At 64.9% G+C, this 24,888-nt stretch carries 29 protein-coding genes; 9 read left to right on the top strand and 20 right to left on the bottom strand.

Annotated elements, in window-relative coordinates; translation table 11 throughout:
- Positions 1–6: 6 nt before the first annotated feature.
- The 10 genes from gspN to AC3WLM_RS07690 all read right to left on the bottom strand — a co-directional run bounded on the left by gspN (position 7) and on the right by AC3WLM_RS07690 (position 11,124).
- Complete coding sequence (gene gspN, locus AC3WLM_RS07735; RefSeq protein ID WP_492477055.1) at positions 7–717, bottom strand: type II secretion system protein N; 711 nt, start codon at positions 715–717, stop codon at positions 7–9.
- Positions 714–1,190 (bottom strand): type II secretion system protein GspM, encoded by a 477-nt coding sequence (gene gspM / locus AC3WLM_RS07730; protein ID WP_492477054.1) that lies wholly within the window; start codon positions 1,188–1,190, stop codon positions 714–716. The genes gspN and gspM overlap by 4 nt, the downstream gene beginning before the upstream one ends.
- Complete coding sequence (gene gspL / locus AC3WLM_RS07725; RefSeq protein WP_492477053.1) at positions 1,190–2,293, bottom strand: type II secretion system protein GspL; 1,104 nt, start codon at positions 2,291–2,293, stop codon at positions 1,190–1,192. The genes gspM and gspL overlap by 1 nt, the downstream gene beginning before the upstream one ends.
- Before the next feature lie 9 nt (positions 2,294–2,302).
- On the bottom strand, positions 2,303–2,770 hold the full coding sequence (gene gspG / locus AC3WLM_RS07720) for a type II secretion system major pseudopilin GspG (RefSeq protein WP_062343378.1): 468 nt from the start codon (positions 2,768–2,770) through the stop codon (positions 2,303–2,305).
- A 5-nt stretch (positions 2,771–2,775) separates the two neighbouring features.
- A complete protein-coding gene (gene gspF / locus AC3WLM_RS07715; protein WP_492477052.1) occupies positions 2,776–4,005 on the bottom strand; it encodes a type II secretion system inner membrane protein GspF in 1,230 nt (409 codons plus the stop codon).
- On the bottom strand, positions 4,005–5,549 hold the full coding sequence (gspE, locus tag AC3WLM_RS07710; RefSeq protein WP_492477051.1) for a type II secretion system ATPase GspE: 1,545 nt from the start codon (positions 5,547–5,549) through the stop codon (positions 4,005–4,007). The genes gspF and gspE overlap by 1 nt, the downstream gene beginning before the upstream one ends.
- Before the next feature lie 3 nt (positions 5,550–5,552).
- Positions 5,553–7,769 carry a type II secretion system secretin GspD gene (gene gspD, locus AC3WLM_RS07705; protein ID WP_492477050.1) on the bottom strand — a complete coding sequence of 739 codons (2,217 nt, stop codon included), beginning with the start codon at positions 7,767–7,769 and terminating at the stop codon, positions 5,553–5,555.
- A gap of 26 nt (positions 7,770–7,795) precedes the next feature.
- Entirely contained in the window at positions 7,796–8,632 is an 837-nt protein-coding gene (locus tag AC3WLM_RS07700; protein WP_082013325.1) for a type II secretion system protein N, read from the bottom strand.
- Positions 8,633–8,804: 172 nt separating this feature from the next.
- A complete protein-coding gene (locus AC3WLM_RS07695) occupies positions 8,805–9,224 on the bottom strand; it encodes a DUF983 domain-containing protein (protein WP_039333473.1) in 420 nt (139 codons plus the stop codon).
- Positions 9,225–9,315: 91 nt separating this feature from the next.
- On the bottom strand, positions 9,316–11,124 hold the full coding sequence (locus AC3WLM_RS07690) for an alpha/beta hydrolase family protein (protein WP_052242229.1): 1,809 nt from the start codon (positions 11,122–11,124) through the stop codon (positions 9,316–9,318).
- Positions 11,125–11,332: 208 nt separating this feature from the next.
- Between AC3WLM_RS07690 and AC3WLM_RS07685 the strand changes: the two genes are divergently transcribed.
- Genes AC3WLM_RS07685 through AC3WLM_RS07670 form a run of 4 tightly spaced genes read left to right on the top strand, consistent with a single transcriptional unit; the run spans position 11,333 to position 13,676 of the window.
- Complete coding sequence (locus AC3WLM_RS07685) at positions 11,333–12,037, top strand: ferritin-like domain-containing protein (RefSeq protein ID WP_492477049.1); 705 nt, start codon at positions 11,333–11,335, stop codon at positions 12,035–12,037.
- A gap of 44 nt (positions 12,038–12,081) precedes the next feature.
- A complete protein-coding gene (locus AC3WLM_RS07680; protein ID WP_492477048.1) occupies positions 12,082–12,693 on the top strand; it encodes a lysophospholipid acyltransferase family protein in 612 nt (203 codons plus the stop codon).
- Entirely contained in the window at positions 12,686–13,495 is an 810-nt protein-coding gene (locus AC3WLM_RS07675) for a DUF1295 domain-containing protein (protein WP_492477047.1), read from the top strand. Before AC3WLM_RS07680 ends, AC3WLM_RS07675 begins: the two co-directional genes overlap by 8 nt.
- A 19-nt stretch (positions 13,496–13,514) precedes the next feature.
- The gene (locus tag AC3WLM_RS07670; RefSeq protein WP_492477046.1) at positions 13,515–13,676 is read left to right on the top strand and encodes a hypothetical protein; all 162 of its coding nucleotides are present in this window, start codon (positions 13,515–13,517) and stop codon (positions 13,674–13,676) included.
- A 513-nt stretch (positions 13,677–14,189) separates the two neighbouring features.
- On the opposite strand, the gene AC3WLM_RS07665 is transcribed toward AC3WLM_RS07670, so the two are convergent.
- Positions 14,190–15,938 carry a bifunctional metallophosphatase/5'-nucleotidase gene (locus AC3WLM_RS07665; protein WP_492477045.1) on the bottom strand — a complete coding sequence of 583 codons (1,749 nt, stop codon included), beginning with the start codon at positions 15,936–15,938 and terminating at the stop codon, positions 14,190–14,192.
- Between the two features lie 184 nt (positions 15,939–16,122).
- Here AC3WLM_RS07665 and AC3WLM_RS07660 point away from each other — a divergent pair, with 184 nt between their 5' ends.
- Positions 16,123–16,758: a TetR/AcrR family transcriptional regulator gene (locus AC3WLM_RS07660; RefSeq protein WP_062345449.1), complete on the top strand. Its 636-nt coding sequence runs from the start codon at positions 16,123–16,125 to the stop codon at positions 16,756–16,758.
- Between the two features lie 56 nt (positions 16,759–16,814).
- Here the strand turns inward: AC3WLM_RS07660 and AC3WLM_RS07655 are convergent, their stop codons facing one another.
- Positions 16,815–17,273 (bottom strand): thermonuclease family protein, encoded by a 459-nt coding sequence (locus AC3WLM_RS07655; RefSeq protein ID WP_492477044.1) that lies wholly within the window; start codon positions 17,271–17,273, stop codon positions 16,815–16,817.
- 148 nt (positions 17,274–17,421) lie between these two features.
- Between AC3WLM_RS07655 and AC3WLM_RS07650 the strand changes: the two genes are divergently transcribed.
- Positions 17,422–17,592, top strand: a complete 171-nt coding sequence (locus AC3WLM_RS07650) for a hypothetical protein (protein WP_156135742.1) — start codon at positions 17,422–17,424, stop codon at positions 17,590–17,592.
- 6 nt (positions 17,593–17,598) lie between these two features.
- Here the strand turns inward: AC3WLM_RS07650 and AC3WLM_RS07645 are convergent, their stop codons facing one another.
- Positions 17,599–17,946, bottom strand: a complete 348-nt coding sequence (locus AC3WLM_RS07645; RefSeq protein ID WP_039333480.1) for a DMT family protein — start codon at positions 17,944–17,946, stop codon at positions 17,599–17,601.
- A 111-nt stretch (positions 17,947–18,057) separates the two neighbouring features.
- Between AC3WLM_RS07645 and AC3WLM_RS07640 the strand changes: the two genes are divergently transcribed.
- Positions 18,058–18,408, top strand: a complete 351-nt coding sequence (locus AC3WLM_RS07640) for a hypothetical protein (RefSeq protein WP_492477043.1) — start codon at positions 18,058–18,060, stop codon at positions 18,406–18,408.
- 8 nt (positions 18,409–18,416) lie between these two features.
- On the opposite strand, the gene AC3WLM_RS07635 is transcribed toward AC3WLM_RS07640, so the two are convergent.
- The 6 genes from AC3WLM_RS07635 to AC3WLM_RS07610 form a co-directional block, all read right to left on the bottom strand.
- Positions 18,417–18,740 (bottom strand): hypothetical protein, encoded by a 324-nt coding sequence (locus AC3WLM_RS07635; RefSeq protein WP_062345379.1) that lies wholly within the window; start codon positions 18,738–18,740, stop codon positions 18,417–18,419.
- Between the two features lie 150 nt (positions 18,741–18,890).
- Complete coding sequence (locus AC3WLM_RS07630) at positions 18,891–19,763, bottom strand: 3-hydroxyacyl-CoA dehydrogenase NAD-binding domain-containing protein (RefSeq protein WP_193827300.1); 873 nt, start codon at positions 19,761–19,763, stop codon at positions 18,891–18,893.
- Positions 19,764–19,834: 71 nt separating this feature from the next.
- Positions 19,835–20,395 carry a cob(I)yrinic acid a,c-diamide adenosyltransferase gene (locus AC3WLM_RS07625; protein ID WP_492477042.1) on the bottom strand — a complete coding sequence of 187 codons (561 nt, stop codon included), beginning with the start codon at positions 20,393–20,395 and terminating at the stop codon, positions 19,835–19,837.
- 18 nt (positions 20,396–20,413) lie between these two features.
- Positions 20,414–20,644 (bottom strand): HIG1 domain-containing protein, encoded by a 231-nt coding sequence (locus tag AC3WLM_RS07620; protein WP_039333487.1) that lies wholly within the window; start codon positions 20,642–20,644, stop codon positions 20,414–20,416.
- Complete coding sequence (gluQRS, locus tag AC3WLM_RS07615; protein ID WP_492477041.1) at positions 20,641–21,486, bottom strand: tRNA glutamyl-Q(34) synthetase GluQRS; 846 nt, start codon at positions 21,484–21,486, stop codon at positions 20,641–20,643. The genes AC3WLM_RS07620 and gluQRS overlap by 4 nt, the downstream gene beginning before the upstream one ends.
- A 135-nt stretch (positions 21,487–21,621) precedes the next feature.
- Positions 21,622–21,759 (bottom strand): hypothetical protein, encoded by a 138-nt coding sequence (locus AC3WLM_RS07610; protein WP_156135743.1) that lies wholly within the window; start codon positions 21,757–21,759, stop codon positions 21,622–21,624.
- Positions 21,760–21,916: 157 nt separating this feature from the next.
- Here AC3WLM_RS07610 and guaA point away from each other — a divergent pair, with 157 nt between their 5' ends.
- A complete protein-coding gene (gene guaA / locus AC3WLM_RS07605; protein ID WP_039333492.1) occupies positions 21,917–23,476 on the top strand; it encodes a glutamine-hydrolyzing GMP synthase in 1,560 nt (519 codons plus the stop codon).
- On the top strand, positions 23,473–23,880 hold the full coding sequence (locus AC3WLM_RS07600; protein WP_407668275.1) for a GNAT family acetyltransferase: 408 nt from the start codon (positions 23,473–23,475) through the stop codon (positions 23,878–23,880). The genes guaA and AC3WLM_RS07600 overlap by 4 nt, the downstream gene beginning before the upstream one ends.
- Here AC3WLM_RS07600 and AC3WLM_RS07595 read toward each other — a convergent pair.
- Positions 23,877–24,878, bottom strand: coding sequence for a DUF3047 domain-containing protein (locus AC3WLM_RS07595; protein WP_052242233.1), 1,002 nt, complete (start codon positions 24,876–24,878; stop codon positions 23,877–23,879). The two genes, AC3WLM_RS07600 and AC3WLM_RS07595, sit on opposite strands and share 4 nt — an antisense overlap.
- Positions 24,879–24,888: the final 10 nt, after the last annotated feature.

Raw genomic sequence — 24,888 nt, 5'->3', positions numbered from 1 at the left:
TGAGCCTCAGAAGGTTCCGCCCGTCACGATGCCGACACCATCGGGACGGGTGTCGAACCCCGAGGACTTCAGCGCATCGGCAGTTTCCTGGGGCAGACCTGCCAGCGCAAGGTCTGCCTGCCAGCGTCCGTCGCCGCCGAGCTTGAGCGTCAGGCGTTCCATGCCCTGCAGACCGCGCATCGGTACGACCAGCGCACCCTTTTCACAACGTGCCTGGCCCGAGACAACCATCGCATCGGGCAGAAGCGGGCCAAGCGAAGCCAGAGTCAGGCTGAGGGTGCCTTGCGCCTCGCGGCACTGGCCATTGGCCATGACGACCGAGAAATCGCCGAAGCCAAGCGAGGTTACGGGCAGGCCGCCGAGGCCATCGGGCAGGAGTACCGAGCCGTTTGCGCCGGTAAGGCGCGACGGTGCAATCCGCGCGGAAAAGCCTTCTCTCGAGAGGGCGAACTGAGCGCGGCCAATCAGCAATGGCAGCGGCTCCAGCCCGGCATCGACGGTGCCGAGGGGCAGTGGACCTGCATTCAGATCGGCAATCCGCCCGCTCCAGACGCTGCCCTCGACGCTACGAGCGGAGATCGAATCAGGCAGCGCCATGCCCAGCACAAGCCGCAGCGGGAGCAGAACGAGCAGGGCAGCCACGAACAACGCGTCCAGCGCCAGCCAGCCGCGGCGGCCCATCGCAGCGCCGCGGATGAAGATCCACCGCCCGATCACGATGCCGCCTTTCGCACCGTGACGTTGACCGAGACCGTGCCGTCGGGGGCGGGCGTCAGGGTGACCTGTTCCACCGCCAGCCCCTGACCACCCAGTGCATCGAGCCAGGCAAGCACGGCCGAAGGACGCGCGGTCGGGATGACCAGAACGGCCATGTCGGACCCGCGCCGTTCGTTCGACTGCACCACGAAACCGGCTTCCTGCGCACTTGCCCCGGCGATCTGTTCGACCGGCCCTGCCAGCACCGGGGCGCGGGCGGCGGGGGCACGCTTGAGCGCCTCGATGCCAGCGGTGATGCGGCCCGCCCGCTCGGTCGCCTCGCGATGGCGGGTGGCGGCCTCGTCCAGCGCGTTGCCGACAGGAAGCACGATCCCGTAGATCAGCAGGATCACCGCGGCGAGCGCGCCGGCCACGCCCACCAGAACGCGCTCGCGCTGGGTCAGGCCGATGTAGCAGAGGGACACGCGCTGCATCATGGTGCCCTTACGGTGATGGCGGCGACGGTTGCGCCAGTGGGATCGGGGGCAAGGGCAGGCGGAACGGTGACTTTCCAGCCATTGTTCTGCAGCGCGATCAGCACGGCGTTGACGTCCTCTGCGCGGGGCGCGGCGGCGGTGAAGCGCAAGGTTCCGTCAGCGGCGTAGCCCAGATCGCGCAGCTTCACGCCGGGCACCGGACGCATCGCGTCGAGAACGGCGGCAGCCGGGGCGGCAAAGCTCGCAGCCCCTTCGCCGCGCTTGGCGAGTTCTGCGGCGAGCATGCGCTCCGCCGTGTCGAGATCGGTTGCAGCGGGAAAGCGCTTCTGCGCGAGGCTCAGGGCCCGGGCTTCCTCGGCGCTGCTGTCGAGGTTCCATTTCACGATCCATACCAGCATCAGCAACAGGGCGAGCAAGGCCGCCACTGCAGCCATGCGGACTAGGCCAAGCCAATTGGCGGTGCGGAACACCGAGACGCGGCGCGGGGCATAGGCGCCTTGCCGCAGGTTCAGCGGCGGTGCGGCATGAATTTGCGCAAGCCGTTCTGTCAGCGCGTCGTCATCGAGCGCGGTCTGGTCTAGACCTTCTCCCAGCGCTTCGACCAGTGCCTCTTCTGCGGCAAAGGCGGCTGCCGGGGTGCGGGCGAGCAGCTGATCGCCCAAGGCACCAAGCACCAGGGCCCCGTCCTGCCGGGGAAGAACGAGGGCTGCGGGGACGATGGTTCGCGGATCGATTCCGGCCTGCGCCAGCGTGGCCAGCCAATGATCCATGTCGGAAGCGGAAAGGCGGCTGGAGAGCAGGCGGCCTTCCGCTGCGGCGACTGCGACGTGGCGCTCCGTGGCAAGGCCGCCTTGCGCGAGCGCGAGACGTTCAGCCGCAAGCGCCTGCGCCACCGGCATTGCGGGCAGGGGCTTGTCCACGACGGGGGCAAGGGAACTGGGAACAAGCACGGTGACGGCACCGTGGATCGGCAGGTCGGCCGAATATTCCTCCGGCCCGACGCCAGTCTCGTCCACGCGGCGCCAGCGCCAGGGATCACCCTGCGTGGGCGGCAGGAGCAGGATCAACCCGTCAGCAGGAGGAGAGCCGGTGGAGGCCATGGGCGAGCGTCAGTTCTGCCCGGCGTAGATGTCGGCGTTCAGATCGCTGCCGCCGGGCTGACCATCGGCGCCCAGGGAGAAGATCTCGAACGGCCTGCCGTCACGACCCGGCGTCTGGTACTGGTAGGGGCGGCCCCAGGGATCGTTCGGGATGTCCTTCACGTAGCCGCCGGAGCGATAGTTCTGCGGCTGGGCCAGATTTGCGGGGGGGGACTTCAGGGCGCCCAGTCCTTCGGCGAGGCCGGGATAGCTGGCCATGTCGAGGCGGTACATCTCCATACCCTGCTCGAGCGTGGCGATATCGCTGCGCGCCTTGACCACCATCGCCTTGTCCTGGCTGGGCAGGACGTTGATCAGCACCACGGTGGCAAGCAGGCCGATGATGAAGATGACAACCATCAGTTCGACAAGGCTGAAGCCGTTGCGACGGCGCTCTTCCTCGGTCTCAGGCGTCTGGGCAGGCGTAGCTTCGGTCATGGTCATCACAGTCCGGTGAGGTTCTGGAGCTGCAGGATCGGCAGCAGGATGGCGAGGATGATCAGCGCGACGGCTGTGCCCATCACCACGATGATCGCGGGTTCGAGCAAGGCCATGGCGGCGGCGGTGAAAGCTTCGAACTCGCGTTCGAGATAGTCTGCGGCGCGTTCGAGCATGGTGCCGAGCTGGCCCGCCGCTTCGCCGCTGGCAGCAAGGTAGACAAGCAGCGGCGGAAAGGTGCCCGCTTCGCGCAGGGCGGTGGAGAGCGAGCCGCCGGCGCGGACCTTCTCGCTGATCTGGGCGAGCGATTGCGCCTGGACCGCGTTCGACACCGTGCGGGTGGACAGACGCAGGCCATCGACCAGCGGCAGGCGAGCCTCGATCATCGTGGCCAGCGTGCGCGCGAGGCTGGCGGCGTGGACATCGCGGATCAACTTGCCGACGAAGGGCAGGCGCAAGAGCGCGGCATCGAAGCGCAGTTTGAAGGCGGGATTGCGCAAGGCGCGGACGAAGCCGACCACCGCCAGCGCGATCAGCGCAAGCAGCGCCCACCACCACGTGCTGAGGAACTGCGAGATGCCGATGACCACGCGGGTCAGCACTGGCAGCTGGCGGCTGGCATTGTCGAACTGTTCGACCACCCGCGGCACGACCGAGATCATCAGGCCGGTCACTACCGCTATGGCGACGAACGAAAGCACGATGGGATAGGCAAGCGCGGCGATGATCTTGCCGCGCACCTGTGCCTGCCGTTCCAGCATGTCGGCCAGCCGGTCGGCGATGGCGGGAAGACTGCCGGAGTTTTCGCCGGCGGCAATCATCGCGCGATAGATCGGCGGGAAGCTCGGCTCCTCGCGGCGCATGGCTTCGGCCAGCGGCAGGCCTTCGACGATCCCGGCGTGAACGTTCGACAGGATGGCCTGTGCCTTGGGCTTTTCGGTCTGCCGCGCGATTGTCCGCAGCGTCTCCTCGAGCGGGCTGACGACCATCAGCGAGGAGAGCTGGCGGGTGAACAGGGCAAGCTGCTTGGCTGAAAGCTTGATGGCGAACAGCGCAAGGCCGGAGGTGGTGGTTGCGGCGTGACGGGCCGACGTGGCGGCATCGGCCTGCACGCTGACCACGAACCATTCCCGCGCGACCAGCTTGTCACGCGCTGCCGCTTCGCTGGCCGCTTCGATCGCGCCGCGGCGTTCCGTCCCCTGGGGGTCGATCGCGTGATAGGCAAAGCGCGCCATCAGCCGTCCCGCCGCATGATGCGGGCTGCCTCTTCGGGCGAGGTGGTGCCGTCCTTGACCATGCGCCGGACGGCCTTGGCCAGAGTGGGAGAATCCGCGAAGGCATGGCGGGCGATGGCTGCTTCATCCGCATTGTCGTGGATCATCTGGCGGATGGTGTCGTCCACCCGCAGCGCTTCGAACACGCCGACGCGGCCCTGATAGCCGGTCTGGCTGCATTCGCCGCACCCCTTGGCGGAGAACACCGTCCGCCCCGCCTTCATGCCCAGCACTTCGGCCATGCCCTGATCGAGCACGCGCTCCTCGCGGCAATGCGGGCAGAGGCGGCGGACAAGGCGCTGGGCGATGACTGCGCGCAGGGTGGAGGCGAGGAGGAACGGCTCCACGCCCATGTCTCGCATGCGCGTGATCGCGCCTGCGGCATCGTTGGTGTGGACAGTCGACAGCACGAGGTGGCCGGTGAGCGAGGCCTGCACGGCGATGTCGGCGGTTTCGCGGTCGCGGATTTCGCCGACCATGACCACATCCGGGTCCTGACGCAGAATGGCGCGCAAGCCCGCAGCGAAGGTGAGGCCAACCTTTGCGTTGACCTGCGTTTGCCCCACGCCATCCACAGCGTATTCCACAGGGTCTTCCACAGTCAGGATGTTGCGCTGGCCATCGTTCAGCCCGCGCAGTGCGGCATAGAGCGTGGTCGTCTTGCCCGAGCCGGTCGGTCCGGTGACAAGGACGATGCCGTTGGGTTCGGCAATGGCCCGGCGCAGTGTGTCCCCGGCCTTGGCGTCGAGACCCAGCCCCGCGAGGTCGATCCCCGCGTTCTCCTTGTCGAGCAGGCGCATGACGACGCGCTCGCCCGCGCGGTTGGGCAGGGTGGAGACGCGCACGTCGACCAGCTTGCCGCCAAGGCTGAGCGAGATGCGGCCGTCCTGCGGCACGCGGCGCTCGGCAATGTCGAGCCGCGCCATGACCTTGATGCGACTGACCAGAACCGGCGCGACATGCGGCGGCATGCGCAGTTTCTCGGTCAACACGCCGTCGACGCGCATGCGCACGACCAGCGCGGTCTCGTAAGGCTCGATGTGGATGTCGGACACGCCCTGGCGCAGGCTCTCGGCGATCAGGCCGTTGATGAGGCGAATGGCCGGGGCATCGTCGGCGCTGTCGAGCAGGTCCTCGGCGGTGGGCAGGCCCAGCGCGAGCGGATCGAGCCCGTCACCCGCAATGCCCATGTCACCGGCCACGGCGGCGGCGGCGCCATCCATCGCATAGGCATCGGCGAGCAGCTTCTCGAATTCGGCAGGGGAGACCCGATGCAGTTCGAGCGGCAAGCCGAAGGTGCTGCGGATTTCCAGCAGGCTGAGCGGATCGCCGCCTTCGCGCAGCGCCACGATGACGCGCCCTGCTTCAACCGCTTCAACAAGAGCCCCCCGATCGCGGGCAAAGGCATAAGGCAGCGTCGGAGGCGAAGCCTCGGCTGGCGCAACGACGGTCACCGCCTCGACCAGCGGTTCCTCGGTGTCGTCGATGGGCCTGACGCTGTCCATCGTTCAGTTCTGCGCGCTGCTCGGCGGAAGTTCGGTCTGTTCAAGCGGAACCGGCGTGGCGCGCGGGCGGATCAGCGTGTCGCCCGGAGCGACAGCCGCGACTTGCGCGGACGGCGCAGCCGGCAGCGTTGCGCCCATGTAGTCGACGATCAATTCGTCGATTGTCGGCTCCTGCTTGGCGTTGAAATCGATCTGCGCCTGGCGGACCACGCCATAGCGCCGCGCGGCAAGCGCCGCCCGGTCGGCCGCATTGCGCAGGATGGTCGGGCGAATGAAGACCATGAGGTTGGTCTTGACCCGGCTGCGTCCGCGGGACTTGAACAGTTCGCCCACCACTGGAATGTCGCCGAGCAGAGGCACCTTTTGCAAGGTGCGCTGCTCGTTGTCGTCAAGCAAACCGCCCAGTGCGACGATCTCGCGGTCGCCCACGGTCACGGTGGTCTTGATCTCGCGCTTGTTGATGATGAGCTCGTCCGACTTGCTCGAGACCGTGCCTGCGATCGAGCTGACTTCCTGGCGCAGATCGAGCCTTACCATGTTTCCGGCATTGATCTGCGGGGTCACGTCCAGCTCGATGCCGACGTTCTGCCGCTGCACGGTGCGGAAGGTATCGTTGAAATTGCCGTTCGAAAGCGCTTCGCCGGTGGTGATCGGCACGTCCTGCCCGAAGAGGATCGATGCGGGTACGTTGTTGTTGGTGGTGATGTGCGGGGTGGACAGGATGTTCGAGTTCTTGTCGGTCTGCACAGCGTTTATCAGCGCACCGAGATAGGTGTCTTTGGACAGCTCTGTAAGGAAGCCGGTGTAGGCACCGCTTGCGGAAAGCGCCTTGGTAGCTGCGTTCTCGCGCAGCAGGTCGCCGGCCGTGCTGTTGGTTGTCGTCGTGACGGTGTCGCCATTGATCACCGTGGTCGTCTGGTTGAGATTGTCGGCCAGAAGCCCGCCCGCGATATCGATGATGTTGGGCGAGGAGTTGGAGAAATTGGTCACGGCGAAGGGCTTGTCCTTGCCGCCGAACAGCAGCTGGACGCCGAGTTCCTTCGCCACGTTGTTCGAAATCTCGACGATGATCGCTTCGACCAGCACCTGCTCCTGCGGCACGTCAAGCTGCCGGATCACCTCGCCGATGCGGCGCTGATCATCGGCAGGCGCGGCGATGATAATCGCGTTGGCACCGGGATAGCGGGTGATCGTGGCCGTGCCGCGCCCGTTGGCAAGCTTGATCGGACCATTGCCGAGCCCGCCCGAGGTTGCGCCGATCGGACTGGTCTGGCTGCCGCCGGTTGCAGCGGCCTGTCCGGTCGAACCTTGCGTGCCCGCGCTCGAGTTCTGGCTGCCGCCGACGCCGCCCAAGGATACGGGCGCGGCGCTGGCCGAAGCCACTTCGCCCCCGCCCTGGCCGCCGAGCAGGCGTTCGAGAACCGGCACGAGCGCGGCGGAATCGGCGTAGTCGAGCCAGACGACCTTGATCTCGCCCCCGGTCGCGGCCCTGGCGTCGAGCTGGCGGGCCATGGCCGCAAGCTTTGCCAGCGTTGCCGGTTCACCGCGCATCAGCACGGCATTGGAGCTGTCCACCGCGACGACCGTGGCCAGCGCACGCGCGCCTTCGCCCCCTGCCGGGACCAGCTGGCTCAACGCCGTGGCGATCTCACGAGCGCCGGCATGATCGAGAATCACGGTCTGCGTGGCGGCGTTGTCGCGGTCGATATCGGCGAGCAGCGCGCGGATGCGGCGCATGTTGTCGGCGTAATCGACGACGACCAGCGAATTGCCAGCCTTGTTCGCGGTGATCGCGCCTTCCTTGCTGATCAGCGGGCGCAGGGTCTCGACCGCTTGCGCAGCGTCGATGGCGCGCAGCCGGATGACCTCGGTCACCATCTGGCTGAGCGCGGCCCCCCGGCTGCCGATGCGCGAGGGATTGGCGGCTGCCCCTTCGGCAGGCTGAATGCGGAACGCGCCGTTGCCGGTCGGCACAGCGACCAGCCCGTTGGCGCGCAAGGTGGAGAGGAAGACCTCGAAGTATTCCGAGCGGCTGAGAGGCCGGTCGGAAACGACGCTGATCTTGGCCTGCACGCGGCTGTCGACGATGAAGGTGCGGCCCGTCACTTCGGCGGCATCGGCCACGAAGGCGCGGATATCGGCTTCGCGCACGTTGAGCGTGTATTGCGCCAGCGCGGCCTGCGGCACGGCAAGGGCGAGCGCGGCGGCTCCGAGGAGCATTCTGGGGCTAAGGAGCTTGCGCAAGGTCATGGGGCCAATGTGATAGCAAGAGGAAGCTGGCGATCGCCGCGACGCACGGTGACCGCGACTGAAGAGCCGGCGCGAATGGCGCCGGACAGCGCGGCAGCATCCGCCGCGCTGGTGATTGGCTTGCCATCGACCGCCGTGATGACATCGCCGGGCTGGAAGCCCGCGGCACGGAAGGCCGCTCCGTCACCCGACGAGAGGACTTCCACGCCCACGACCTTGCCGCCCTCGGCGCGCGGACCGAAGTTGACCCCGCTGCGCAAGGCGGCAACGCTGACCCCGCCTCCGGGCGCGGCAGGGGGAGGGGCCGCTACGGGGTTCGCCGCGACCACGCCCTGTGCGCTGGGTGCAGGGCCGGACTGGTCGAGATAAAGCAGTTCTCTGGCGCCATTTCGCGACAATTCGACGTGATCGAAAGCGACCGCCGCCAGCGTCACGCCAGGCTGCACTTCGGCGCCGACGCGATAGACCTGCTGCAGGCCGTCGCCCCCGGCAATGATCGCCGTGCCGCCGCCACCGGGCGTAGCGCGCGTGGCGAACAGGGTCAGCGCGAGCGAGGTTACCGCGCCCGACTGTTCTGCCTGCGCCGCAGCGGCGGGCGTGCGGTTGAAAGGATCGACCGAAGCGAAAAGCGCTGCCCGCGCAGTGGGCGACATCATGCGAACGCTGTGCGGGGTCCAATCGCCGAGTGGCGAGACGGGCGTGACAATCGCCCAGAAAAGCGCTGCGGCAAGCCCGGCGATGAGGCTGGCAAGGGTCCACCACAGTATGTCATGCAGGGACGGCAAGGCGGGCCGCAACCCGGCGATCACCAGCCTCCTTTGCCCGAATCCCACGCCAGCGTTCCCCTTCCGAAGCAGCAGGAATAACCGCAAGGCTGCGATTCACAAATGCTTCCGGTTACTTGGTCCGTCAGATGCCAAGCAGTGCAATGCTACGGGAGTGTGACAAAGGCTTGGCAAACTCGCCAGATTGCAGAGCCCACGGCCGGCCCGGCACGGTACCGTGCTATTCGGACTCACGCTCTCGTGCGTTGAGCTTGTTCCACAGGTTCTCCGTGCCTGCCTCGATCGCCTTGTTCACGTACTGCGAGGCCACCAGCCAGCCCTTGAACGGGCGGAGCGTGGCAAGACATCCGATTGCCAGGATCGGCACGGAGGTAAGCACGTGCACCCACCATGGCGGCGCATGGGCAACTTCAAGCCAGACCGCAAAGAAGGTGAGCGGGAAAGCGGTGATGCACAGCGCGAAGAAGGCCGGACCGTCGTCCGCGTTGGCGAACTGGTAATCGAGCCCGCATTCCGGGCAGGTCTTCTGCAGCTTCAGCCAGCCTGCGAACATCGGCCCCTTGCCGCACTTCGGGCACAGCCCCTTCCACCCACAGTGAAGGATCCAGTCGAACTTCGGGTTCTTGGTGAAGATGGCCATGAAACGAATGCCCTGCAATTGCGCGGTTGCAGCCCCCTTAGGCCCCCCCGACGCAACCGCAAAGCAAGAACGCCTGCGATCTTCCCGACAATCAGTTCGCCGGATTATGCTTGTCGAGGAACGCCTCCATCTGCGTCAGGAAGGTCAGCCGGTCTTCCTCGCGGCTGAAAAAATGGTCGCCCTCGGGCTGGATGAAGAACTCATGTGCCTTGCCCGCCTTCTTCAGTCGGTCCACGTAGGTCTTCGACTGGGCGAACGGGACGCGGCGATCCTTCTTGCCGTGAATCACCAGGATGGGAATGCTAGTGCGCGAGGCGTGGTTGATCGGCGAGACATCGGACAGGTCCTCGGCACGGCTGCGCCAGTATTCGGTGGTGCCAAGGCCGCCGACGAAGTTGCGGTCGTACTTGATCATCTCGGGCAGATCCGCCACCCCGGCATAGCTGATCGCGCAGCGGTAGAGGTCCGGATTGCGCTCGGCCGCGCGCATGGCAACGTAGCCGCCGTAGGAACCGCCAACAACGCAGGCGCGCTTGACGTCGCCGATCCCTTCCTTGCCGAGATAGGCAAGGGCATCGTCGACATCGTCCTGCATCCTGTAGCCCCACTGGCCAGCCCCCGCCTGCTGAAAGGCGGTGCCAAAGCCGGAGGAGCCGCGGAAGTTGGGCTGGATGACGGCATAGCCCCGGTCGGCGAGGAACTGCGCCCACCAATCCCAGCTCTCGTCATCGCGCGCAGCGGGACCACCGTGGGGCATGACGATGACCGGCAGGTTCTTCGCGTCAACGCCTGCGGGCAGAGTTAGTACCGCCGTCAGGTCCATTCCGTCGCGGGCCTTGTAAGCCACCGTCTTGACCGGTGCGAGCGCTCGCGTCCCGAGCGTAGGGTTTTCGAGCGCAAGCCGGGTGAGTGGCTGGCCGGCTTCGAAGACATAGTAGGCGCCCGGTGCAGAGGGACTTTCCACCTTGAAAAGCAGCACCTTCTCGTCCCGACTGAGACTGACGATCCGCACCAGCTTGCCGGGGAAGTTTGCCTCCAGCTGCGCCTGGATCTTCTTTCGTCCCTCGTCGATCCACACGGTCCGATAGCGCGTGTCGGTGAAGCCATAGCCGAGCACGCGGGTCTGCTCCTTGTCGAGGTAGAGGTTCGACATGTCATAGGCACCGGCATCGAACAGCTTTTCGCCGACCTGCATCGTCTTGAGATCGAGCTTGTAGGCGGCGTTGGTCCCGCTGCGCGTGCTGAAGGCGATCGCGGAACCGTCGGCGAGGATGACGTCAGGGACGATCAGCTCCTCGGTCCGCCGGACATTGGCGAATTCGTCGAAGTTATCCTTGTTGCTCGCACGATAGAGCGCGCGATAGCGCAGGCCGTCCTTCTCGATCCCGATACCGAGACGCACGTTGCCGTCACGGTCCGCATACCAGTCCTGCACGCCCTCGCGCGGCCAGACCAGCTTGCTGAACGTGTTGGTGGCGACGTCGACCATCGATACGTTGGGCCAGAAACCCTCGTCGGAAAGGTAGAACGAGGTCTGCGAGGCGAGCAGGATGCGCGGCGAACCGTCGCGCGCAACCCAGAGCACGTCGGCCATGCTGAAGCCCGCGCCACCATCGCGGCGGTCGATCAGGAAGTGCGCGTCCGATCCGTCAGTGCGAAAGGCGATCAGCCGGGTGCCGAGGCCCATGCCGCCCGTCGCCGGGATCTCCACCCCGACCGTAGCGATCAGCCATTCGTCATTGACCCAGCGCACGTAGCGCACATCCACGTCCTTCACGGGCAGTCGCGCCTGCAGCCCGCCGCCATCGGCCTTGATGATAACCAGCTCCTGCTTGCCGGCGATCGAGGCCATCGCGACGACAAGCTTGCCGTTTGGCGAGATGCTCGGCGCTTCGATCATTGGCAGATGGGCGAAATCCGCGACAGGTCGCTCCGCCAACGCAGGGGAACTGCTCGTCGCAAAAGCCACAATAGCGACAAACAACACAGTAAATCGATGCAATATGGCCACTCCTGTTCAGCGCGACAGTGATTGACTAGTTCGAAATATCATTCAAGATCAAATTCATTCATATTACAGTCACTTTGCAGAGCGCCAGCATGTCGCGATGTCCAAGGTCATCGAATCTCGCGTGATTGAATCTCCCGGTTTCTTGCGCCCCAAACCGGCGCAACGCTTCCGCGCTCGTTTCCTCGACGTCCTCGCGTCGATCTACATCTACAACGAGCATCGGGGCTACACTTCGCTCGACCGGGTACTTGAAGCGGTAAGGGTCCGTTGTCCGGATAACCCGGCCTTCATCGCCGCCATCGAGAAACACCGCGCCGACGAGCGCAAGCATTACGTGATGTTCAGGCGCTGGTTCGAATTGCAGGGGCGGATGCCGCTCGCCGTCGATTCCACTTGCGGGCACATCGATCGCTTCATTCAGAAAGTGTTCGGCTGCACGATCGACGAGCTCGACACGCAGGGCGTGATTGCCAGCCCCGAGGCATTCGAGAAGCTGTGCCGGGTCATCATGCTGACCGAACAGCGGGGCATGCGGCAGGTCGAAATTCTGCTGGAAAATCGCCATGTGCGTTCGGACAAGGCGTTGAAGCGCATATTCGAGGTCGTCGAGAAGGACGAGCCCGACCACTGGATGCCTTATGCGGCATGGCTCGACTCGCAGGGGCGTGAGAAGGCGAAATGGCAGGAGCGCTGGGCCGACTACTGGATCCACAAATCGCTGATGCTGGTGAAACTGCCGAGCCTGTTCCTGCGCCGGTCGACGCCCCGGATGGCTGCCTGGCCTGATGCAGGGGAGCGTTAGACAGGGCACCGCTCCCGCGCTAGTCTCCCAGCGGGGAGAAGACGATGGACGGGGCAATCGAGGACCGCAGGCCCAGCCTGCTGTCGCGCGTGGTGCGAAAGCTGTTGGTGTGGTTTTACCGTAGCCAGGGGTGGAAGGCCGTAGGCGCGCCGCCCGAGGATGGGCGCTGCGTAATCATTGCCGCACCGCATACCTCCAACTGGGACTTCCTCTACTTCATTGGGCTGACCGAGGACTTGGGCCTCAAGCCCCATTTCATGGCCAAGGACAGCCTGTTCCGCTGGCCCTTGGGCGGCTTCATGCGCGACATCGGCGGGGTTTCGATTGATCGTTCGGCCCGCAAGAACGTCGTCGACGCCATGGTCGCCGAGTTTGCGCGCCGCGACCGCTTCATGCTGACCATCGCGCCCGAAGGCACGCGCAGCGCAGTCGGCCAGTGGCGCAGTGGCTTCTATCACATCGCCCTGAAGGCGAAGGTGCCGATGGTCGTGGGCATGATGGACTATGGCACCAAGACCGGCGGACTTGGCCCGGCCATCTGGCCATCTGGCGATTACGAGGCCGACATGCGCAAGATCTTCGACGTCTACCGCAAGGTCACACCGAAGCATCCCGGCCGTGGGCTGACCGAACCGCCGGAGGTTACCGATGCCTGATGCGCTGCTCCACGCCCTGTTGATGAACGTGGTGATCCTCGTGGTCGGCATGGGCTTGCTGTGGCGCGTGGCGGTGCGCATCGGCGACGTCAGCTTTATCGACGCGGTGTGGGGCGGGGGCATGGGCGTTCTGGCGATGGCCTCGTGGCTGCACGTTAGCGGTGGCCCCGGCGTGCGGGCGAGCCTGATTGCGGCGATGGCGGTGATCTGGGCGGCGCGATTGGCGTGGCACCTCTACACCCGCTGGCGCGGCCATGGGGAAGACCCGCGCTATGCCAGGATGCTGGGCAAGGCCAAGGCGCAAGGCAATTTCGCGTCGGCTGCGCTGAAGTTCGTCTTCGCCCCGCAGGCGCTGCTGCTGTTCGTTACCTGCCTGCCCGCACAACTCGGCGTGCTCGCCAGCGCAAGGCCTGCACCGCTGGGCGCGCTGGCCTTGGCCGGGGCCGTACTGTGGCTGGTCGGCATCGTGTTCGAGACGGTGGGCGATGCACAACTGCGCGCCTTCCGGGCCGATCCCGCCAACAAGGGCCGCGTGCTCCAGACCGGCCTGTGGCGCTATACCCGCCACCCCAACTACTTCGGCGACGCCTGCGTCTGGTGGGGCATCTGGCTCGCCGCGGCCGATGCCGGCCCGTGGGTCGCGCTGGCAAGCGTGATCGGGCCGGTGTTTCTGACGTTCACCCTGACGAAGTGGTCGGGCAAGCCGCTGCTGGAAAAGGGCATGGAAGAGCGGCGGCCGGGGTATCGGGAGTACGTGGAGCGGACTTCGGGGTTTGTGCCTTGGTGGCCGAAGCGGGGGTGAAATGAGCAAACCACGCTGGGTGAGCAAGCTTTTCGAGCGCAGACTGTTCTGGGTGGCGACCGGCGCGTTTGCTTCAGCCCTCACAATGCTTTCTGCGCAGGTGATCGACAGGTTCTATTTCAACCAACCGGAAGAGTTGGTGATACGAGGAGCAAACCTGAGTGATGAACTGAAAAACTGAACTGATTGAGACAGTTGGAACGTGTTTGGGGCGTTTTGATCTCGATACTGGCCCGCATGACTACAGCGTGCATATTCCAACAAACCGCCTCGGGAAAAAGGACTATGAGTGTCTCCTGAGAAAGGGCACCGGGATCGGGGAATTCGTTAAGGCTGAAGAGTACTATCAAGTCGTTCCGGGTACCGTCTGGGAAGGATCGGGCTGGACCATTGAGAGGCCGCTCCCGTCACCCTGAACTTGTTTCAGGGTCCATCTTTCAGCACGAGCGGCGGCTTGATCGGCGAAATGGATCCTGAAACAAGTTCAGGATGACGGAAGACAGACGTCGGGCATCAATGAGGAACAGGCTATTCGACTGCCTCGCTCTTTCGCCACTCCCCAACCGTTGCGCCGGCGCAGGCCGGGGTCCATTCCGGTTAGGTCCGGCCTTGCTGACAGCGAGGTTTCGCAACGTTGACAGGTCATGGGCCCCGGCCTGCGCCGGGGTGACGGAGGTTGGAGCGGGTACGGCGGTTACCTCACCACCCCAGCCCGCACCTCCTGCGGCACCGTGCGCACGGGCACGGCCTTGATCCAGCTTTCCAGCGCATCGATGTCGGTCGGGCCGGTGACCGTATCGGGCTTACCGACGAAGCCCGAAAAGCCATCGCCGCCCAGCCCGAGGAAGCCATTCACCGTCACGCGGTAGGTCTTCGCCATGTCCAGCGGCTTGCCGTCGAGCGTGATCGTCACGATGCGGTTCCCTGAAGGCCGCGCCGGGTCATAGCGGAACTCGAAACCCACGGACGGCGCCAGCGCTTGTTTCGGCCCGGTATCGTCCAGCCCCTCTTCCAGCACGGCCTTGATCTGCGCGCCGGTCATGCTTTCGGTCACCACGTTGTTGCCGAAGGGCTGGCACAGGTAGATGTCGCCGAAGGTCAGCGTGCCGTCCTCGGCGGGCACCAGCGGGGCGCGGATGCCGAAGGGGTTCATGAAGGCGATCTCAGCGCCCTTGTCCCGCGTCGCACCGAGTTGCGCGTCGGCGATGAGGTTGCCCAGTGGGCCGCCCGCGCCGCCTTCTGCGCCCTCGTTCTTGGGCGCTGCGCGATCAATCCTGCCGATCGGGCGCTGGGTGTATTCCTTCGATGCCTCGACGTATTTCGCCACGTATTGCGCGATGTCGGCCCTCGGCTGGAATTGCGGGAACAGCGGCGTGTTGCCGAGCGGCCCGCGCGTCGAGGTGTAGGGCACCGACTGCACGATCACGTTTTCGGCCCGCTTCGAAACCACGCGCCCTGCCACCGGATCGATCTGCAGCGTGATGTCGGTGACGAGTTCGCCATAGACGCCCGCGCTGGTCAGCAGGAACGGCTTGGCCGGATTGAGCTGCGCGTAATCACAGACGTAGGCCCAGTGCGTATGGCCCGAGACGACCACGTCCACGCGGCTATCCAGCCGGTCGAGGATCGGGCGGATGTCTCCGGCGAAATCATTGCAGCCTTGCGGGTTCGGATCGCCCTTGGTCCGCCCGCCTTCGTGGATCAGCACGACGATGGCGTCCGCCCCTTGCGCCTTCAGTTGCGGCACGGCGGCGTTGATCGTGTCAGCCTCATCCTCGAAGGTCAGGCCCTGGATGCCGGTCGGGTTCACCAGATTGGGCGTGCCCTTCAGCGTCAACCCGATCACGCCCACGGTCACCGCCTGGTTGCCCGAGCCGAAGGTCTTGAGCCCGGTTGCCGGAAACAGCGTCGAGCCATCGGCGCGCTTCGTGCTGGCGGCGAGGTACTTGAAGGTTGCGCCGGTGAATTTCTCGAGTGCGCAGGGCACCTTTGCGGTGAACTTCTCGCAACCTCCATTCTGCATGCGCTGCAGTTCCTGCTGGCCGCGGTCGAATTCGTGATTGCCAACCGCGTTGAAGTCCACGCCGATGCGGTTCATCACGCCGATCGTGGGCTCGTCCAGATAGAGCGAGGAGGCGAGCTGCGAAGCCGAGATCATGTCTCCGGCCGAAACCGTCATTGACTGCGGATGCTTCGCCCGGATCGAATCGATTGCCGATGCCAGCCACGCCGCGCCGCCTGCGGGGACTGGCGTGATGCCACCCTTCCCATCGCCGACATTCACCGCCTGGCGCGGTGGTTCGAGGCTGCCGTGAAAGTCGTTGATCCCGACGATGCCGACCTCGACCGGCCCCGAGGCTCCGCCGCCCGCCATCGGCGCGACACAGGCGCCGAGAAGTCCGGACAGGGCAAAGGGCAGGACAAGACGAACGCGCTGATGCATCGGGAAAGCGACCTTATCGTAACGGGTGCAACCGGTTGAGGGCGACCTAGCCCATTGGTGTTGCGCTTTGAAGGCCGTTTATGCGGGGCAGGCCGATCAGCCTTCGTATGCGCAACCATTGTCTCGGGCGCCATGCCTCCCTACAATGCGCAAGAGGCCCAAGACTGAGGACGCACAGGGAATCATGGCTCCATCCGCAGCAGAGCAAGACGCCATGCGCGCCCGGCTTGTCGAACTGGCGCAATCCATGGTCGAGGAACGTGGCGGGGCCGGGCTCAACCTCTCGGAACTTGCCGCACGCGCCGGGATCAGCCAGGCCAACCTCTCGCGCTATTTCGAAAGCCGTGAAGAGCTGATGGAGGCGATTGCCGATCACTGGTTCAAGCCGATGGTCGACATCATGGAAGACGTTCTGGCGAGCGACCTGCCGCCGCGCCGCAAGATGTACGAATTCTTCGCCCGGCGCTTTCTGGTGATGAAGAAGAAGTGGGAAGCCGACCCGGCCAAGCTCCAGACCTACATCGAGGTCGGGAACGAGAACTTCGAACAGATCCGCAGCTACATCGACCTTGCCGATCACTACCTCGGCGAAATCATCGGCGAGGGGATGAGCGACGGGCATTTTGCCGGGCTCGAAGTCGATGAGACGATCAGCCTCGTCAACCAGATGTGTGCCCCCTACTGCGCGCTGAATACCATGACCACGTTCATGGAACGCCTGAATGAGGACAAGCTGGCGCGCATCGTCGACGCGGTGTTCGACGGACTTTCCGCCCAGGATCGCGGTGCAAAGGCGCTCACAGGCCTGCGTGCGGCCTGAAACTCCGGGCCAGGCGTGACCGATTATCGGGCCGTTTGCCGGAGCCGTAGCTTGGATCAGGCCTCGCACCAACTGCTGCGCCGGCCCTTCCAAAGTTCGGCGAGGCCTTCGGCCTCGAGAATTGCGCCGAGGCTGCGCCCGTTTCGCGTGACGACCCGCAGCGCGCGGCCATAGCGGTCAGTGCCGCGCCCCTGCACTTCCAGTTCGAACGGTCCGGCATTGAGTAATTCGACCAGCCGGTGTGTCGCCCGCATGCCGAGCTTGGCTTCCGCCACGCATGCAGGCTGGGAAGTTTCGGGAGTGTTGATGTCCGCGATGCGGATCTTGAGGCCGTTGAGCCAGAAGGTGTCGCCATCCACGACGCAGGTCACGCGCGGGCCCGGGGCGCACAATTCGAACCGGGCTTGCGCCGTGTCCGGCGGGGCCGCGCTGGCAAGGGCGTTATCGGCGGGCGACAGTGCGGCAAGCGACGTGAGGCCGAGAGCCGTGGCGAGGAGGACTGTGATCTTGTGCATGGACGGGTTCTGGAAGGTCCGGCTCCGTCCCGCGCCTCCGTATGCCTTCGCTCAGTGATGAGGCTAAGGGGAGGGACTCAGGGCTTCCAGCTCAGGTATTTCTCTCAGTGGTAACCACTGGATAACCGGCTCGTGCCATAGTCGTTCCATGTTCGGACCACGGCTCACCACGATATTTGCAAGCCGCTGGAAAGCGCTGTGGTGGGCAGGCTCGATCCTGCTTCTCACCTGGTCGCTGGTGCCTGCTGCCGAGGACCGCGACTCTTCCGGGAGCGCAAGGCCCGCACACGTCGATCCCTGGGCGAAGGACGCGAAATAGCGCCCGCTATTTGCCGCCAAACAGGAACGCCACGGCGGCCATGATGCAGGCGAACGCGGCGAAGTGCCGCCAGTGCAGCGGCTCCTTCAGAAACACGACCATGAACACCCCGAACACGATCAGCGCGATCGCCTCCTGCGTGATCTTGAGCTGACCGGCGCTCCATCCGCTCAATGCGCCGATGCGATTGGCCGGCACGGCCAGGCAATATTCCAGCAAGGCAATGCCCCAGCTGATCAGGATGACCAGAAGCACCGGTCGCTGGGCGACAGCTGCGGGGCCGCCCTGGATGTGCCAGTACCAGGCAATCGTCATGAACAGGTTGGACAGGACAAGCAGGACGATCGTGGTCATTGGTCGGCAAATTCCGATGGGCAGGGGGCCGATGGGAAGGGAATGCGAAAGTTGTGCGAATCTTAACGGTTGAGCCCGCAATAATGCGTAGCCACATGCCAGAGGTAGCCGATGTCCGATGCCAGATCGACTTATCGCTATGCCGTACTTCTGCTGGGCGGAAGCGTGCTGGTCGTGGGTGCGCTGATCGCCAGCGGTCTCAGCAGCAAGGCAAGCGCTCCCGCACAGGCAGACATCGCCACTGCCGAGAATGCCGCAGCGCTTCAAAGACAGTCCGCTTTTGAAAAGTGGGCTGATGAAGGCGAGATGGCAGAGGGGAAAGGGCGACTGATCGGCGAGGTCGAACTGGACGGAAAGATGGTCGAACTTCGCCAGCTTCCTGACGGTGTCGAGCCTGGAGATCCAGATCACGACTTGCCCGCCGACGAGGTCGCGGCAGGGCGGGGTGAACCCGCGCCCTGATTTCGGCTTCAGGCTCCGCGCGGAGTCTCATCGTCTTCGGGCACGCCCTCGCCGTAGATCCCTGCCTCATCGTCGTCGTTGCGCTCGCCGCGATAGGCGCTCATGTCGATCCGGCCGGAGCTGACCATCTGCTTCATGTGGTCAACGAGGTCGGGTACGTCGGCGTCGTCACCACCAAGCCCCTGGCCGGTTACCTTCTCGCCCAGATCCTGCTCGCCCAGCACGCTGGTCGCCCGGGAAAGAGCCTCGTCGGCAACGGTCTGCGCCTGGGCATCGCCGTCTTCCTGCTCGGTATTCACCGCTTCGGGCGCTGGCGTCTTGTCGTCGATCATGGGCGTATCTCCTTTGCCGAAGACTACGCCCTGATCGCCTGCCTGTTCCTCAGAGCGATCCGTTCCGATTGCATCGTACGGATCGCTCTGGATTCTTGTTTTGCCGCGTTTTCCGAGTCACCTGATGATTCCATCTGGTTCGAAAACGCTCTAGCGCGTGGGGACCGGCACTTCGCCGGAATAGTCGTAGAAGCCGCGCCCGCTTTTGCGGCCGAGCCAGCCTGCCTCGACGTACTTCTGCAGCAATGGCGCCGGGCGGTACTTCGGGTCGCCGGTCGAGGCGAGGTAGATTTTCATGATCTCGAGCAGCGTGTCGAGGCCAATGAAGTCCGCCAGCTCCAGCGGGCCCATCGGATGGTTGAGGCCAAGCTTGACGCCCTTGTCGATGTCGACGATCGAACCCGTGCCGCTGCCCAGCACGAAGGCCGCCTCGTTGATGAACGGCACGAATATGCGGTTGACGATGAAGCCCGGCTCGTCCTGCGAGAGCACGATTTCCTTGCCGATGTTCGCCACGTAATCACGCACCGCCTCGATTGTGGAAACCGAAGTAGCAAGGCCAGGGATGACCTCCACCAGCTTCATCAGCGGTACGGGATTGAAGAAGTGGATGCCGATGAAGCGCTCCGGATCCGGCGAGGATACTGCCATGCGCGTGATCGGGATCGACGAGGTGTTCGACGCCATGATTGCATGGGCAGCAAGGTGCTTTCCGGCGGATTCGAAGATCTTGTGCTTGATGTCCTCGCGCTCGGTCGCCGCTTCGATCACCAGGTCGGCTTCAGCGAGGGCGGCGTGATCAGAGAAGGTGTGCAGGTTGGCGACGGTCGTTGCAGCGAGGGCGGCATCGACCTTGCCCTTCTCGACCAGCTTGGAGAGGCCCTTGGCGATCTTGTCCCTGGCCTTGTCAGCCAGTTCGATCGACACGTCGCCGAGCAGGACCTTGAGCCCCGCCTGCGCCGATACCTGGGCGATGCCCGAACCCATCTGGCCCGCACCGATCACTGCAACCGTCTTGATCATGAGGATGTCCCGCTCTGAATGAAATGCGGGAATGGCGGTTAGCGAGCGGCGGGACGTTAGTCCACCTGATGCTAGCGCGAGGCGCCAGGAACCCACAGCGGGTCGCTGCCCGCATTCGTCGCCCGGGCCAGCACGAACAGATAGTCCGAAAGCCGGTTGAGATAGGCGAGCGCCTGCGGGTTCACCGGCTCTGCATCGGCCAGTGCGACCGCGCTACGCTCTGCCCGGCGCACGGTAGCGCGGGCGACGTGAATCCGCGCCGCGGCTTCCGATCCGCCTGGCAGGATGAAGCTGGTCAGCGGCGGCAAGCCTTCGTTCAGCGTATCGATCGCCGTCTCCAGCCACGCGACCTGGCTCTCGACCACGCGCAGGACCATTTCGGAAGGGGTGAAGTCATCACCGGGCGTGGCGAGATCCGCGCCCAGATCGAACAGGTCGTTCTGGATGCGTTGCAGGTTCCGCGCCGTGGTTTCCGACGCGACGACTGCGGCAAGGCCGATCAGGCTGTTGGCCTCGTCCACCTCGCCGATGGCCTGCATGCGGACATCGTGCTTGGCGCGGCGGGAACCGTCGACAAGGCCGGTGGTGCCGTCATCACCGGTGCGCGTGTAGATCTTGTTGAGCTTGACCATTGCTGTGGTGTGCGCGCCTCAGCGCGAGAAGGCGAGCAGGATGGCGACCGTAACCACGGCGAGTCCCTGAAACTTGATGCGATTGAACATCATCTTGTTCTGCAGCAACTGGTTTGCCGTCGCGCCCGAGGCGGGATCGCGGTTGAGATCTTCCTTGGTGCTGTTCAGGAAGGCGATGATCCCGCGCACGAGCGAGACGACCGTCAGCGCGACGAAGATGATGATCAGCGGGATCAGGACGTAGTTCATGGACACTGATCTATGGCGTCGGACAGCGAAATACCAGTGTCAAATAGGGTAGCGCGGACCTCGGCTGCGACCGCGCGCCCGTCCTCGCCCGCCCGCCGCCGGTCCGCCAGGGCCGGGGCGTCGCGGCGCTTCGCCAGCTTGCGCCCATCGGCCTCCACCAGCAAGGGATGATGATGCCACACCGGCACCGGCAGGCCGAGCAGATGCTGGAGCAGGCGGTGGATGTGGGTCGCACGGAAAAGGTCCATGCCTCGCGTCACGTGCGTCACGCCGTCGGTCGCATCGTCAAGCGTTGCGGCAAGGTGGTAGCTGGCCGGCGCATCCTTGCGCCACAGGATCACATCGCCGAAGATTTCAGGCGTGGCGATCTGAACGCCGTGGCGCTCGTCAGTCCACTCGAGTTCGCCCGCGAGCAGCGTCGCCTGCTCCATGTCCAGCCGCCATGCGACTTGCGGGCCGGGCGTAGGCCCGCGGCGCAGGCAGGTGCCGGGGTAGAGCGGACCGTCAGGCCCATGCGCCACGGCGGCGGCGGCAACCTCGGCGCGAGTGCAGGTGCACGGGTACAGAATGCCCATCGCGCGCAGCTCGTTGGCGGCGGTGCGATAATCTCCAACTCTCGAGGACTGGGGGGCAACTTCCCGGTAACTCAGCTGCAACCAGTCGAGGTCTTCGCGGAACTCTGCGGCAAGTTCGGGGCGCGAGCGGGCGCCGTCGATGTCCTCGATGCGCAAAAGGAACTCGCCTTGATCGCGAATGGCTCGGTCATGAGCGACGATTGCGGAAAACGCATGCCCGAGATGGAGCGGTCCGTTGGGACTGGGGGCAAAGCGGGTGACTGTCATGGCGCGAGCCTAGCGCGGTGCGACGGAGGCCGGAAGTCTGTCAGAAAGGGCGCTGGCAGAAGGTGCGCTGGATAAACAAAACGGCTGCCCCGCCGGGGCAGCCGCTTTTGTCGTTTATCGCATTTCCCTGCCTGCTCAGGCGAGCGTGGCAGTCCACATCAGGCTGCTGAGGCCAGCAGCGAGGATGATCGGGAATGCAAAAGCCGTGATGGCGCGCATGGTGTTCCTCCTGTTGAGATCACCTTGCAGGACATCCTCCCAGTTCGTGTTCATCCGGCAGGGTGGGCTGGAAGCATCGGAACTGCGGCCCAAATACGCCGAATGACGTATGCTGCAAGTGCGAACGGGGCACTTGCAGTTGCATGTAACGCAACTGCCACATTTCGCCCGCCATCTGGACAGAAAAGCCCGCTGCCACTATCGGCCAGCCATGAGCATCCAGCCTTCAGAATCGATCCTGATCGTCGACTTCGGCAGCCAGGTAACGCAGCTTATCGCCCGCCGCGTGCGCGAAGCGGGGGTCTATTCCGAAATCGCACCGTTCACGCAGGCCGAGGCCGCGTTCCACCGGATGAAGCCCAAGGGCATCATCCTCTCGGGATCGCCGGCCAGCGTGCCCGCCGATGGATCCCCTCGCGCTCCGCAAGTGCTGTTCGACAGCGGCCTGCCGATCCTCGGCATCTGCTACGGCCAGCAGGTGATGAGCCATCAGCTTGGCGGCAAGGTCGAGCCGGGCGATTCGGGCGAGTTCGGCCGTGCGTTCCTGACGGTGACCGAACCCTGCGTCCTGTTCGACGGGCTGTGGAAGGAAGGCGAACGTCACCAGGTGTGGATGAGCCACGGCGACAAGGTGACCCAGTTCGCTCCGGGCTTCCGCATCGTCGCGGTATCCGATGGCGCGCCCTTCGCGGTCATCGCCAACGACGAGAAGAAGTACTACGGTACCCAGTTCCACCCCGAAGTGGTCCACACGCCCGACGGGGGCAAGCTGATCGCCAACTTCGTGCGCCACGTCTGCGGCTGCACCGGCGATTGGACCATGGCGGAGTTCCGCAAGACCAAGATCGCCGAAATCCGCGAGCAGGTGGGAAGCAGCCGCGTGATCTGCGGCCTTTCCGGCGGTGTCGATTCGGCGGTAGCCGCAGTCCTGATCCACGAAGCCATCGGCGACCAGCTGACCTGCGTCTTTGTTGACCATGGCCTGATGCGCATGGGCGAGGCCGAGCAGGTCGTGTCGCTCTTCCGCAACCACTACAACATCCCGCTGGTCCACAAGGACGTATCGGCGCTGTTCCTTGGCGGCCTTGCCGGCGTGACCGATCCGGAAGCCAAGCGCAAGTTCATCGGCAAGACCTTCATCGACGTGTTCGAGGCCGAGGCCAAGCAGGTCGGGGGCGCCGACTTCCTGGCGCAAGGCACGCTTTACCCCGACGTGATCGAATCGGTCTCTTTCACCGGCGGCCCTTCGGTGACGATCAAGAGCCACCACAATGTCGGCGGCCTGCCAGAACGCATGAACATGAAGCTGGTCGAGCCGCTTCGCGAACTGTTCAAGGACGAAGTGCGCGCGCTGGGACGCGAACTGGGCCTGCCCGAGATCTTCGTCGGCCGGCACCCCTTCCCGGGTCCGGGCCTCGCCATCCGCATTCCCGGCGAGGTCACGCGCGAACGCTGCGACATCCTGCGCAAGGCCGACGCGATCTATCTCGAGGAAATCCGCAACGCCGGGCTCTACGATGCGATCTGGCAGGCCTTCGCCGTGCTGCTCCCGGTCAAGACCGTGGGTGTCATGGGCGATTTCCGCACCTACGACAGCGTCTGCGCCCTGCGCGCCGTGACCAGCACCGATGGCATGACCGCCGACATTTACCCGTTCGACGCCGGCTTCCTGTCGCGCGTGGCGACCCGCATCGTCAACGAGGTCAAGGGCATCAACCGCGTCGTCTATGACTACACCAGCAAGCCGCCGGGCACGATCGAGTGGGAGTGAGCGTCCGCGCAGCCACTGCGGCGGACCGTGAAGCCACGGTCGCGCTGTGGGAGGTTGCGGGGCTTACACGGCCGTGGAACGACCCCGGCGCCGACTTTGACCTTGCCATGGCGACGCCGACATCGACGATACTGCTGGCCGAAACCGGGGCAGAATTAGGCGGCAGCGTGATGGTCGGCTTCGACGGTCATCGCGGCTGGGTCTATTACCTCGCCACCGCGCCAGACCGCCGCGGGCAAGGCATCGGCCGCGCGCTGATAGGCGCCGCAGAGGACTGGCTAAAGGCGCTTGATAGCCCGAAGATCCAACTCATGGTGCGCGGCGATAACAGCGCCGCGCGCGGCTTCTATGACACCTTGGGTTACGAGCTGCAGGACGTCGTAGTTATCGGCAGGCGCATCTAGCGGAGCCTTATCTGCCGGAAGCGCGCCCTCCCTGCGCTCCGCTGGAACACACTGTTGGCTATCAGCCAGACACGCACGATCCGCTTCGGCATTGCCCCGCCCAACGCCGCCGCATAGTCTTCAGCGACGCGCCGTCGTTCCCGATGCCAATGACCCAAGCCTTGCGACCCGCTGCGCAAGGTCCAGTGCGTTTCTCGTTCACACCACCAGCCGAGCGGGCATCGGAAGACGTGCCCTTCAGGCAGGCCCGCGCTCCACATATACGTGAGATCCCGCCCATTATCGAACTCCACGGCTATGCTCAGGTAATCGTGGGTGAATGCGAGGTCTTCCGGCAGGGACGAAGGAAGTTGCTCCACAAGCCATTCCCAGCTCAGTTCCGTTTGGCCCGTCAGGGCGATGCCGACTTCTCTCTGAAGAATACCCACGTCACCCTCGGTCGAGACCGTGATGTCATCCGGATCGCCCATGTAGATGCGCCCATCGCCGATGCGCCATAGGTACTCCCACCCTGCGGGCTGGCCCGTAGCCGTCGCCTTCTCGTTCGATGGGATGACCCGCAGTCCGACGCCGGGGGCCTGGCGCGGCCGCTTCCCGGGCAAAAGCCCGCCACTCGTGTCAGCGAACTCGGACAGTCCCTTTGTCAGGAACGACAGTTCGCCGGTGCTCCATGCGGCGTAGACCGCGTCGTGGGATATCAGCTTGCGCACGGGGCCGTCGCCGATGCGCATGTAAACCGTCGAGCGCGGTTCGACCACAAGCCCCAGCGGCTTGGAGAGCCATTGATGGCCGGTGGCGATCACCTGGAAATGTTCGCCCATGACAAAGCTGTAGCCACTTGGCGTCCATCGTTGTTCAGAGCCATCGAGCAGGATGGTGGCCGAAGGGTCGGGACCGCCCAGGGTCGATCTGCGGGCGGCGGAATTGCGGCGCTGCTGCCTCAAGAAGGCGAGAAAGGTTGCGCTTCTCGCCAGAAGTGATCGCTTGGTCTCGCCCATTGCTCCAATC

The organism is Novosphingobium sp. FW305-C-30-35 (genome assembly GCF_058783135.1).
Note: the sequence above shows the minus strand (reverse complement) of the source record. Positions and strands in the feature narration are given on the sequence as shown.